Raw genomic sequence first — 10,944 nt, forward strand, 5'->3', positions numbered from 1 at the left:
AAGCTCAGCCGCGCCAAACCGCGTCTTCATGCTTGGCAGGCAATGGGGCTACAATACACGGCTTGGCGGAAAGACCCCTTTCCGCAGCCATCCGTCAGCCCGCCACCATGTTTTTCAAGCTTGCCCAAGTTGCCCAGATCAGCGAATTCGATGACATCATCGACGTGCGCTCACCCACCGAGTTTGCCGAAGACCACATCCCCGGCGCCGTCAATTGCCCGGTACTGGATGATGAAGAGCGCATCCGCGTCGGCACGCTCTACAAGCAGGTGTCGCCGTTTGAAGCGCGCAAACTGGGCGCGGCATTGGTAGCCCGGAACATCGCCCATCATCTGGACAGCACTTTCCACGACCGGTCCAAGTCCTGGAAGCCGCTGATCTATTGCTGGCGCGGCGGCCAACGCTCCGGCTCGATGGCGCTGATCTTCGGCCAGATAGGCTGGAGTACGGCACAGCTGGAAGGCGGCTACAAAAACTACCGCCGGCAGGTGCTGGAGGATTTGGACACCCTGCCGCACACCTTGCGTCTGAAAGTGCTGTGCGGCCCCACCGGTTCAGGCAAAAGCCGCCTGCTGCACGCCCTGGCCCGCAACGGCCATCAGGTGTTGGACCTGGAAGGCATGGCTGCGCATCGCGGTTCGGTGCTGGGCCGCCTGCCCGATCAGCCACAGCCCAGCCAGAAATGGTTCGACACCCAGCTACGCCAGGCCATCACGGCGCTGGACCCCGCAAGGCCGGTGTATATCGAATCCGAAAGCAAGAAGATAGGCATGATCGCGCTGCCGGACAGCCTGTTTGCCCGCATGCACGAGAGCGAGTGTCTGTTGGTGGACGTGCCGCTGGCGGAGCGGGTGCGCTTTCTGCTGGAGGACTACGATTTTTACCTGCGCGACGGCGACATGCTGCAGCAACAGCTAGGCTTTCTGCGCAACGTCCACTCACGGGAACAACTGGAAGCCTGGTTCGGCATGATTCGCGCCGGCCGCCACGCGCAATTGGTGGAAGAGTTGCTGGTGCGCCACTACGACCCGCTCTATCACCGCTCCATGACCCGGCACTACACCCACCTGCAACATTCCCAGCAGCTGGCGCTGCCCGGCCTCGCACCGTCCCTGCTGGACAGCGTGGCCGCCAGTCTGCCGCTTGATTCTTGAAGCAAGGCCAGATCATGCAAGACCCCAAACTCAGCCACGCCCGCCTGGAATGGCAGGACGGGCTGCCCGTTTCCGCCGACTTCGGCGATGTCTATTTTTCGCGCGCCAGCGGGCTGGATGAAACCCGCCATGTCTTTCTCAAGCACAACCGGCTGGCCGAGCGTTTCGCCGCCCTGCCCGCCCACAGCCACTTCACCATTGCGGAAACCGGCTTCGGCACCGGGCTTAACTTTCTCTGCGCCTGGCAGTTGTTTCTCGCCGCCGCGCCCGCCAACAGCCGGCTGCACTTTGTCAGCGCGGAAAAGTTTCCGCTGACGCCGGCGGACCTTGCCCGCGCCCTGGCCCTGTGGCCGGAGTTGGCCGAAGAAGCTGGCGAGCTGCTGAAACAATACGCAGTATTGCCGCCTGGTTGGCATCGCTTCGTCTTTGCCGATGGTCGGGTACTGTTAACACTGATGGCAGGCGATGTACTGGACGTCCTGCCGGAACTGGATGCCCGGGTTGACGCCTGGTTTCTGGATGGTTTTGCGCCGTCCAAAAACCCGGACATGTGGCAGCAAAGCCTGTTTGACCATATGGCCCGCCTGTCCGCGCCCGCGGCCAGCTTCGCCACTTTCACCAGTGCCGGTTTCGTCCGTCGCGGGCTGAAACAGGCCGGTTTCGCCGTGCGCAAAGTACCGGGCTTCGGACACAAACGCGAGATGAGCTGCGGCGAGTTGGTTACCCCGGCCGGACAAGCGTGGCAAGCCCCCTGGTACGCCAGGCCGCCTTCGGCCAACCTGACCGAACGCAGCGCGCTGGTCATCGGCGCCGGCATTGCTGGCGCGGCCAGCGCCGACAGCCTGGCCCGCCGCGGCTGGCGCGTCACCGTACTGGACAAGGAGCCCGGGCCGGCGCAAGCCGCTTCCGGCAACCCGCAAGGCGTGCTCTACACCAAACTGTCGGCGCACATGACGCCGTTGACGCAGCTGGTGCTGGCGGGCTATGCCTACTCCTTGCGACTGCTGCGGGCGCGCCTGCCCAAACAGGAAGACCACTGGGACGATTGCGGCGTGCTGCAACTGGCCTGGAACGAAGGCGAGGCCAAGCGGCAAGCGAAGCTGGCCGCCGCCGGCCTGCCGGCCGAGATGCTGCGCCCGGTGAGCGCAGGCGAAGCCAGTGATTTGGCCGGGCTGCCGCTCACCAGCGGCGGCTTGTTCTTCCCGCAAGGCGGTTGGTTACACCCGCCGGCGCTGGTGCGATGCCTGCTGGATCACCCGGCCATCCGCCAACTCTACAACCGCGAAGCTGTCAGCCTGCGCTATGACGAGCGCCATCAGCGCTGGCAGGCACTGACTAGCGACGGCTCACTGTTGGCCGAAGCTTCGACGCTGATTCTGGCCGGCGCGGCCGACATCGCCCGCATGCCGCAAGCGGCGCACCTGCCGCTCAAGCGCATTCGCGGTCAGGTCAGCACCCTGCCCGCCACCACGGATAGCGCCGCGCTGCGCACCGTGCTGTGCGGCGAGGGCTATGTTTCGCCAGCGCGCCATGGCAGCCACTGCTTTGGCGCCACCTTCAAGTTCGACAGCGAGCATCTGGACCCCACGCTGGCGGAGCACGAAGAGAACCTCGCCATGCTGGAAGCGCTGGTGCCGGCCTTTCGGCAAACCCTGGGTGAAGCGCTAGCAGAGAAGGCCGGCGGGCGCGCGGCCTACCGCTGCACCAGCCCCGACTATCTGCCGCTGATCGGCCCGCTGGCAGAGCGCGACGGCTTTGTCGCCGCCTATGCCGAACTGGCGCGCGACGCCAGCTTGCGGCCCGAAGCCGCCAGCCCCTGGTTGCCGCACTGCTATGTGAACGTGGCCCACGGTTCGCGCGGCATGATTACCGCCCCGCTGGCCGGGGAGATCATCGCCGCGCTATTGGAAAACGAGCCCGCCCCGCTGCCGCGTTCGCTGATGCACGCCGCTCATCCCAGCCGTTTTTTGTTGCGCGATCTGATGCGCCGCAAGCTGGGCTGAACGGTTCAGGCCGGCTGCCCGGCCGCCGCGCTTTCGATGGCGGCGCGGATGTCGTCCGGAATGGCTACTGACTGACCGGCCTGGTAATCCACCCACACCAGCGTCACATCGGCGCTGGCGTACACCGTGGCCGAGTCGCCCTGCTTATAGAAATGGTGGCGCAACTTCAGGCTGCTGCGCCCCAGTTTCTCCAGTTCGATAGTGATTTCCACCGTGGCCGGGTAGGTCAGCTCGCGCCGGAAGGTGCAACTGGTGCTGGCCAGTACCGGGCCGATAGCGTCGGGGTTGATGCCATGCCCCATGCTTTCCAGCCAGTTGATGCGAATCTGCTCCAGATAGCGGAAATAATAGGTGTTGTTCAGATGGCCAACGGCATCCATATCGCCCCAACGCATGGCGATGGTCTGGCGATCAATCACCGGGTAGGTTTTATCCACGACAGCACTCCTTACCTTAACGTCATTGTGTGCTGCATCATAACCTGTCCCGCCCCCCGCCTGCCAAACGCCGCGCAAGCAGCCCACGACAACGCCGGACATGCGCCGCACAGCGCCGCTGTGATACTGTACGGCGGACAGGAGACCCATCCATGAGCAAAAAGACACAAGAAGCTCCGCAACAAACCCTCACCGGCATCGCCACCGACGCACTGCGCCAGCGCATCCTTTCCGGCGAATGGCAGGACGGCAAACAGCTGCGCCAGGAGGCTTTGTCGCGCGAGCTGGGCGTCAGCCGCGTCCCCATCCGCGAGGCCCTGCGCCAACTGGAAGCCGAAGGTTTGGTGCGCATCATCGAGCGGCGCGGCGCCGTGGTGAACCAGCTGTCGCTGCCGGAAATCGTCGAACTCTTGCGCGTACGCGTGCTGCTGGAATGCGACATCCTGCTGGAAGCCATTCCGCGTCAAACCAGCGCCGATCTGGCCGAGGCCGAAGGCCTGCTGGCGCGCTTCGAACAAGCACTGCTGAATCAGGACGTGGCCGAGTGGGGCCTGCTCAACGCCAGCTTCCATCTGGCCTTGTACCGCGCGGCGGGCCGCCCGCAAACGCTGGCGCTGATCGAGCAACTGCACAACCGCACCGACCGCTACACCCGCATGCAAATCCTGCTCACCGGCTTCAACGATCGCGCCCACCGCGAACACACCGAGTTGCTGGCGCTATGCAAGAAAAAGGACGCCATCAGCGCGGCCGCTTTTCTCAAGCAGCACATCATGAACGCAGAAGAAGCGCTAGAAGCCTACTACCGCGCGCGACAGGCTGATCCGCGCAGCCCGCGCCAACGAAAGACCCGCAGCCCACGCGCCGCGGATTGATATCTGAAACGCCCAAACAAAAAGGGAGCCTCCCGGCTCCCTTTTTCATCGTGGGCGCATCAAGCAGGCCACGCTTCGGCCAAGCTCGCACCCTGCAATCAAAACACCAGCTTTGCGCCTACCACTGCCAGCATGACCGCCAGCGCCGGACGCAGCCAGGCTTCGGCCAGACGGCGCGTCAGCTTGCTGCCAAGCCAGATGCCCGGCAAGGAACCCACCAGCAAGTTGATCAGCAACATGTAATCCAGATTGCCCAGACTGGCGTGTCCCAGACCCGCCACCAGCGTCAGCGGCACGGCGTGGGCGATTTCGGTGCCCACCAAGCGGGTGGTAGGCAAGGCGGGATACAGCAGGAACAGTGCCAGCGTACCCAACGCGCCGGCGCCGATGGAACTCAGGGTAACCAGCACGCCCAGCGACACGCCGATAAGGATGGTGGGCAAGATGTGTGGTTGCGGGTTGGGATCGAGATTGCCCACACGACGGCCAATCACCTTCATCAGCCAGGGTTTCAGCAAAATGGACAACGCGGTCAGCAGCAGGGCAATGCCCAACACCAGCTTGAAAATGGCATTCAGCACATTGCCGGACAGATGCAGCTGCGATAGCACATACAACGTGACAAGGGAGGCCGGCACGCTGCCTGCCGCCAGCCAGCCGGTGAGCTTCCAGTCCACATGCTTCTGGCGATGATGAACAAAAACGCCGCCGGCCTTGGTCAGCGCCGCGTAGAGGAGGTCCGTGCCGACGGCCGTGGCGGGATTGATGCCGAACCATAGCAGGATGGGCGTCATCAGCGAGCCGCCGCCCACGCCGGTCAGCCCCACGATGAAACCCACTACCAGTCCGGCTACCGCGTAACCCAGCTCCATGATTGCTCCCGCACTTGAATATGGCAGCTATGCTACTGCAGTTGGCATATAACAAATTAGACTGTTTAATTACAACTTTATATCTTTCAGAATTAAAACAGAGCCCGAACCCGATTCCATTCCGCACCGCGTCAAGACATCTGCTAAAAACAAGTTATGGGGCACACTGTCGCGGCAAACACACAACATTTTGCGAATGCGCGCGCCGCAAAGGCTTTACAAACGCCTGAAATACAGTCAAGTTTTAATAGGTGGCACCCCAACACGCACATGTGCAACTTCAGGAGGCAGCAAGGATGATTTCCCGCATTCCTCTAAGCATTCGCAGAAAGCAGGCCCGCGACCAGCATGAAAGCTTTCTGTACGCAGTGGCAAAACCACAATTGAGCGATAACGAGCGTTGCCGTCAGCAGAAAGTCCGGCAACGTGCCCACGACAGGGACGACGCGCGTTTCCTGGCTGAACGAAGCGAAGACGATCTGTTCTAGCCTTTCCGCCCCACCCGCCTCTGCACAAGGGTGCCGCCGCAGGCACCCTCACTCTCTTTTGTTTTTCTTTTTTCCAGTCTGGCGTCTGACCGCGCGCAAAGCGGGTCGATAGCCCTCCCTCGCCCCGTGCAAGCCCCCACCGCCGTTTGGCCGCCCTTTCGCACCGCGACAAAACAGCCCCGCACCTGCAGGCCATCAACCGCCCCGGCACCCTCGCCCCGCTCTGTTTTTATATCTTCTTTACACCGCCCTCGCGCTTTTTAGCAGGTTTTTGACGCCTGTTTCCTTACTCTTCCATGGCACACATCCGCCAAGGAACACACCACCATGGATCTCATTTTCATTGGCCTGATCCTGGCCTTTGCCGGCTTGACCTGCGCCTTCATCGAAGCGTGTCACCTGCTGGAAGGAAAACAATCATGAACCTGATGTACGCCGTAAGCGCCGTACTGGCCATAGGCCTGCTGGTCTATCTGGTCTACGCCCTCGTGAAACCGGAGAAATTCTGACATGACATCCGCTGCCTGGCTCCAACTGGGGCTTTTCCTGGCCGTGCTGATCGCTTTGGCCTGGCCGCTTGGCGCTTACATGACCCGCATCATCCAGGGCGAGCATCCCGTCGCCGTTCTCTGGCTGAAACCTGTTGAACGCGCGCTGTACAAACTGGCCGGCGTGCGGGAAGAACAAGAAATGGGCTGGAAGGGTTATGCCTTCGCACTGATCCTGTTCAACGTTATCGGCGTTTTCGCTGTTTATGCCTTACAACGCCTGCAAGGTGCCTTGCCTTTCAATCCGCAAGCGATGGGCGCCGTGTCGCCCGACTCCGCCTTCAACACTGCCGTATCCTTTGTCACCAACACCAACTGGCAAGGCTATGGCGGCGAAACCACCATGAGCTACCTCACACAGATGCTGGGGCTGACCGTACAAAACTTCCTGTCGGCAGCCACCGGTATTGCCGTAGTGGTGGCGTTGATTCGCGGCTTTGCCCGCCATACGGCGGCCAGCATCGGCAACTTCTGGGTGGATGTGACCCGCGTCACCCTGTATGTGCTGCTGCCGCTGTCGCTGGTATTCGCTCTGGCCTTTACCCAGCAAGGCGTGATCCAGAACCTGCTGCCCTACCAGACTGCGCACAACATCGAAGCGAACCACTTCCAGCAGCCGAAAACCGACAGCAAGGGCGCGCCTGTGCTGGGCAAGGACGGCAAGCCGGTAATGGTGGACGCCAGCACGCAGGATCAGGTCCTGCCGATGGGCCCGGTCGCCTCGCAAGAAGCCATCAAAATGCTGGGCACCAACGGCGGCGGTTTTTTCAACGCCAACTCGGCGCATCCGTATGAAAACCCGACCCCGCTGACCAACTTCCTGCAAGAGCTGGCCATTTTCCTGATTCCGGCAGCCTTGTGCTTTGTGTTTGGCCGCATGGTGGGCGACCGTCGCCAGGGCTGGGCCGTACTCGCCGCCATGACGCTGCTCTTCGCCACCGCCGTTGTTTCTGTCACTGCGGCAGAACAAAACGGCATCCCGCAACTGGCTGCGCTGGGCGCGGATCAGCAGGTGAGCGCGCTGCAGTCGGGCGGCAATATGGAAGGCAAAGAGAGCCGCTTCGGCATTATCGACACCTCGCTGTTTATTGCGGTAACCACTTCCGCGTCCTGCGGCGCGGTCAATGCCATGCACGACTCGCTGACGCCGCTGGGCGGCCTGGTGCCCACCTTCCTGATGCAATTGGGCGAAGTGGTGTTCGGCGGCGTGGGCTCCGGCCTGTACGGCATGCTGATCTTCGCGATTCTGGCGGTATTCATCGCCGGGTTGATGGTAGGCCGCACACCGGAATACCTGGGCAAGAAAATTGAAACCCAGGAAATGAAAATGACCGCCATCACCATTCTGGTGACGCCGACGCTGGTGCTGGTGCTGACCGCCATCGCCGTCAGCACCGAGGCTGGCCGTGCCGGCATCGCCAATCCGGGCGCGCACGGTTTCAGCGAAATCCTCTACGCCTTCACTTCCGCCGCCAACAACAACGGCAGCGCCTTCGCCGGTCTGTCTGCCAACACGATGTTCTACAACATCGCCACCGCGGTGGGCATGTTCTTCGGCCGCTTCCTGATGATTGTGCCGATACTCGCCATCGCAGGCTCTTTGGCCGCCAAGAAGCGCCTTGCCGTCAACAGCGGCACCCTGCCCACTCACGGCCCGCTGTTTGTTGTACTGCTGATCGGCACCGTGCTGCTGGTGGGCGCGCTCAACTATGTGCCGGCCGTGGCTTTGGGCCCGATTGTGGAACACCTGCAAATGGTGATGGCCCACTAAGCGGACCGGACAAGGAATAGCAAAATGAACGATATGAATCATCAAATGATGCAAGCCGCCCCCGCTGGCAAAGCCGGCGGCGCCAGCCGCTCGATGTTCGACCCCAAACTGGTGAAACCAGCCACCATCGACGCCTTCCGCAAGCTGTCGCCGAAAGTGCAATGGCGCAATCCGGTGATGTTTGTGGTGTACATCGGCAGCATCCTCGCCACCGCGCTGTGGGTTCAATCCCTGATCGGCAAGGGCGAGGCCAGCTCCGCCTTCATCCTCGGCATTGCCCTGTGGCTGTGGTTCACCGTGTTGTTCGCCAACTTTGCCGAAGCGTTGGCCGAAGGCCGCAGCAAAGCTCAGGCCGCCAGCCTGCGTTCCGCCAAGAAAAATGTGGTGGCCAAGAAGCTGTCCGCCCCCAAAAAAGGTTCGGCCATCGCCATCATCGACGGCACCAGCCTGCGCAAGGGCGATGTGGTGCTGGTGGAAGCCGGCGATGTGATTCCGGTGGATGGCGAAGTGATTGAAGGCGTTGCCTCGGTGGATGAGTCCGCCATCACCGGCGAATCGGCCCCGGTGATCCGCGAATCCGGCGGGGATTTTTCCTCCGTCACCGGCGGCACCCGCGTGCTGTCCGACTGGATCGTGGTGCGCATCAGCGTCAACCCGGGCGAAACCTTTCTCGACCGCATGATCGCCATGGTGGAAGGCGCCAAGCGTCAGAAGACGCCCAATGAAATTGCGCTGACCATCCTGCTGGTGGCGCTGACCATCGTTTTCCTGGTAGTGACCGCCACCCTGCTGCCCTTCTCCCTGTTCAACGTGGACGCCATGAAAGCCGGCACACCAATCAGCATCACTACGCTGGTGGCGCTGCTGGTTTGCCTGATCCCCACCACCATTGGCGGTTTGTTGTCCGCCATCGGAGTGGCCGGCATGAGCCGCATGATGGGCGCCAACGTGATCGCCACCTCCGGTCGCGCGGTAGAAGCCGCCGGCGACGTGGATGTGCTGCTGCTGGACAAGACCGGCACCATCACGCTGGGCAATCGTCAGGCCTCCGCCTTCATTCCGGCCCCGGGCGTCAGCGAGCAGGAGCTGGCCGACGCCGCGCAACTGGCGTCGCTGGCCGATGAAACGCCGGAAGGCCGCTCCATCGTGGTGCTGGCCAAACAGAAGTTCAATCTGCGTGAACGCCAACTGGCCAGCCATGAAGCCAACTTCATCCCCTTTACCGCGCAAACCCGCATGAGCGGCATCGACTACGACGGCCGCCAGATTCGCAAGGGCGCCATCGACGCCATCCGCCGTCACATCGGCGAATTGGGCGGCCAGTTTCCGGACGCCTTGCAAAAGAGCACTGATGAAGTGGCCCGCCGTGGCTCCACCCCCTTGCTGGTAAGCGACGGCAAGCGCGCGCTGGGCGTGATCGAGTTGAAAGACATCGTCAAGGGCGGCATCAAGGAACGGTTTGCCGAACTGCGCCAGATGGGCATCAAAACCATCATGATCACCGGCGACAACCCGCTGACCGCCGCCGCCATCGCCGCCGAGGCCGGGGTGGACGACTTCCTCGCCGAGGCCACGCCGGAAGCCAAACTGAAGCTGATCCGCAGCCACCAGAGCGAAGGCAAGCTGGTGGCTATGACCGGCGATGGCACCAACGACGCGCCGGCGCTGGCCCAGGCCGACGTGGCCGTGGCAATGAATACCGGCACGCAGGCGGCAAAAGAGGCCGGCAACATGGTGGATCTGGATTCCAACCCCACCAAGCTGATCGAAATCGTGGAAATCGGCAAACAGATGTTGATGACGCGCGGCTCGCTCACCACCTTTTCCATCGCCAATGACGTGGCCAAGTATTTCGCCATCATCCCGGCGGCTTTCGCCAGCACTTATCCGCAGCTGAACGCGCTGAACGTGATGGGCCTCAACAGCCCCGATTCAGCCATTCTGTCGGCAGTGATTTTCAACGCCGTGATCATCGTGTTCCTGATCCCCCTGGCGCTGAAGGGCGTTAAGTATCAGGCCAAGAGCGCCGCCGAGCTCTTGCGCAGCAATCTGCTGGTTTACGGTCTTGGCGGTCTGCTGGTGCCGTTTGTCGGCATCAAGGCCATCGACATGATTCTGGGCGCGCTGGGCTGGGCATGAGCCAGTTCGCCCCTTACAAGGAAAGCATCATGAAAAGCATTTTCCGTCCGGCGCTGACCCTGTTTGTCGCGCTCAGTCTGATTACCGGCTTGGCCTATCCGCTGCTGACCACCGGCCTTGCGCAAGCGCTTTTTCCGCAGCAAGCCAACGGCAGCCTGATCGAGCAAAACGGCAAGGTGATCGGCTCCAGCCTGATCGGCCAGGCCTTTTCCGGCAACCATTACTTCTGGGGTCGCCCGTCCGCCACTTCGCCGCAAAGCTATAACGCCGGCAACTCCGGCGGCTCCAACCTCGGCCCCACCAACAAGGCCCAACTGGACGCGGTGAAAGGCAACCTCGACACCATCCGCAAGGCGCACCCGACGCAGACCGGCCCGGTGCCTGTGGATCTGGTAACGGCCTCGGCATCGGGCCTGGACCCGGAAATTTCCGCCGCCGCCGCCTACTATCAGGTGGACCGCATCGCCCAGGCACGCCAACTACCGGCCGAGAAGGTGCGCCAGCTGGTGGCGCAGCACGTGATCGCCAAAACCTTCGGCGTCTTCGGCCAAGCTCGCGTCAATGTGCTGCGGCTGAATCTTGATCTGGACAAGCTCTCGAAAGCCTGACCGCCTCCGTCAAGGCTCGCCCTGCCCGGTTTGCGCCGCGCAGGGCATC

Annotated in this window: 10 protein-coding genes; 8 read left to right on the forward strand and 2 right to left on the reverse strand. The window is 62.3% G+C overall.

Annotated features, from left to right (window positions below; all coding sequences use genetic code 11):
• Nucleotides 1-62: 62 nt before the first annotated feature.
• Both mnmH and mnmC read left to right on the forward strand, forming a co-directional pair.
• Nucleotides 63-1,154, forward strand: coding sequence for a tRNA 2-selenouridine(34) synthase MnmH (gene mnmH, locus Q0P52_RS07075; RefSeq protein ID WP_293813687.1), 1,092 nt, complete (start codon nt 63-65; stop codon nt 1,152-1,154).
• 14 nt (nt 1,155-1,168) lie between these two features.
• Nucleotides 1,169-3,157, forward strand: coding sequence for a bifunctional tRNA (5-methylaminomethyl-2-thiouridine)(34)-methyltransferase MnmD/FAD-dependent 5-carboxymethylaminomethyl-2-thiouridine(34) oxidoreductase MnmC (gene mnmC / locus Q0P52_RS07080; protein ID WP_293765407.1), 1,989 nt, complete (start codon nt 1,169-1,171; stop codon nt 3,155-3,157).
• 5 nt (nt 3,158-3,162) lie between these two features.
• Here mnmC and Q0P52_RS07085 read toward each other — a convergent pair whose 3' ends face one another.
• Complete coding sequence (locus Q0P52_RS07085; protein ID WP_293765409.1) at nt 3,163-3,594, reverse strand: thioesterase family protein; 432 nt, start codon at nt 3,592-3,594, stop codon at nt 3,163-3,165.
• A gap of 152 nt (nt 3,595-3,746) precedes the next feature.
• Here Q0P52_RS07085 and Q0P52_RS07090 point away from each other — a divergent pair, with 152 nt between their 5' ends.
• Nucleotides 3,747-4,469 carry a GntR family transcriptional regulator gene (locus Q0P52_RS07090; RefSeq protein WP_293765410.1) on the forward strand — a complete coding sequence of 241 codons (723 nt, stop codon included), beginning with the start codon at nt 3,747-3,749 and terminating at the stop codon, nt 4,467-4,469.
• A gap of 98 nt (nt 4,470-4,567) precedes the next feature.
• On the opposite strand, the gene Q0P52_RS07095 is transcribed toward Q0P52_RS07090, so the two are convergent.
• Entirely contained in the window at nt 4,568-5,341 is a 774-nt protein-coding gene (locus Q0P52_RS07095; protein ID WP_293765412.1) for a sulfite exporter TauE/SafE family protein, read from the reverse strand.
• 296 nt (nt 5,342-5,637) lie between these two features.
• On the opposite strand from Q0P52_RS07095, the gene Q0P52_RS07100 reads away from it, so the two are divergent.
• From Q0P52_RS07100 to kdpC, 5 genes are all read left to right on the forward strand, one after another.
• Entirely contained in the window at nt 5,638-5,829 is a 192-nt protein-coding gene (locus tag Q0P52_RS07100) for a hypothetical protein (RefSeq protein ID WP_293765414.1), read from the forward strand.
• 419 nt (nt 5,830-6,248) lie between these two features.
• On the forward strand, nt 6,249-6,338 hold the full coding sequence (gene kdpF / locus Q0P52_RS07105) for a K(+)-transporting ATPase subunit F (RefSeq protein ID WP_293765416.1): 90 nt from the start codon (nt 6,249-6,251) through the stop codon (nt 6,336-6,338).
• Nucleotide 6,339: 1 nt separating this feature from the next.
• Complete coding sequence (gene kdpA, locus Q0P52_RS07110) at nt 6,340-8,148, forward strand: potassium-transporting ATPase subunit KdpA (protein ID WP_293765417.1); 1,809 nt, start codon at nt 6,340-6,342, stop codon at nt 8,146-8,148.
• 93 nt (nt 8,149-8,241) lie between these two features.
• A complete protein-coding gene (gene kdpB, locus Q0P52_RS07115; protein ID WP_366062035.1) occupies nt 8,242-10,287 on the forward strand; it encodes a potassium-transporting ATPase subunit KdpB in 2,046 nt (681 codons plus the stop codon).
• 29 nt (nt 10,288-10,316) lie between these two features.
• The gene (gene kdpC, locus Q0P52_RS07120; protein WP_293765418.1) at nt 10,317-10,895 is read left to right on the forward strand and encodes a potassium-transporting ATPase subunit KdpC; all 579 of its coding nucleotides are present in this window, start codon (nt 10,317-10,319) and stop codon (nt 10,893-10,895) included.
• The last annotated feature ends 49 nt before the right edge of the window (nt 10,896-10,944 follow it).

This window comes from uncultured Aquitalea sp., from assembly GCF_945957525.1.
Classification (GTDB): domain Bacteria; phylum Pseudomonadota; class Gammaproteobacteria; order Burkholderiales; family Chromobacteriaceae; genus Aquitalea.

Coding starts and splice junctions, on each gene's coding strand:
- mnmC (WP_293765407.1), top strand. CDS start 1,169: ATGCAAGACCCCAAACTCAGCCACGCCCGCCTGGAATGGCAGGACGGG.
- Q0P52_RS07090 (WP_293765410.1), top strand. CDS start 3,747: ATGAGCAAAAAGACACAAGAAGCTCCGCAACAAACCCTCACCGGCATC.
- Q0P52_RS07095 (WP_293765412.1), bottom strand. CDS start 5,341: ATGGAGCTGGGTTACGCGGTAGCCGGACTGGTAGTGGGTTTCATCGTG.
- Q0P52_RS07100 (WP_293765414.1), top strand. CDS start 5,638: ATGATTTCCCGCATTCCTCTAAGCATTCGCAGAAAGCAGGCCCGCGAC.
- kdpF (WP_293765416.1), top strand. CDS start 6,249: ATGAACCTGATGTACGCCGTAAGCGCCGTACTGGCCATAGGCCTGCTG.
- kdpA (WP_293765417.1), top strand. CDS start 6,340: ATGACATCCGCTGCCTGGCTCCAACTGGGGCTTTTCCTGGCCGTGCTG.
- kdpB (WP_366062035.1), top strand. CDS start 8,242: ATGTTCGACCCCAAACTGGTGAAACCAGCCACCATCGACGCCTTCCGC.
- kdpC (WP_293765418.1), top strand. CDS start 10,317: ATGAAAAGCATTTTCCGTCCGGCGCTGACCCTGTTTGTCGCGCTCAGT.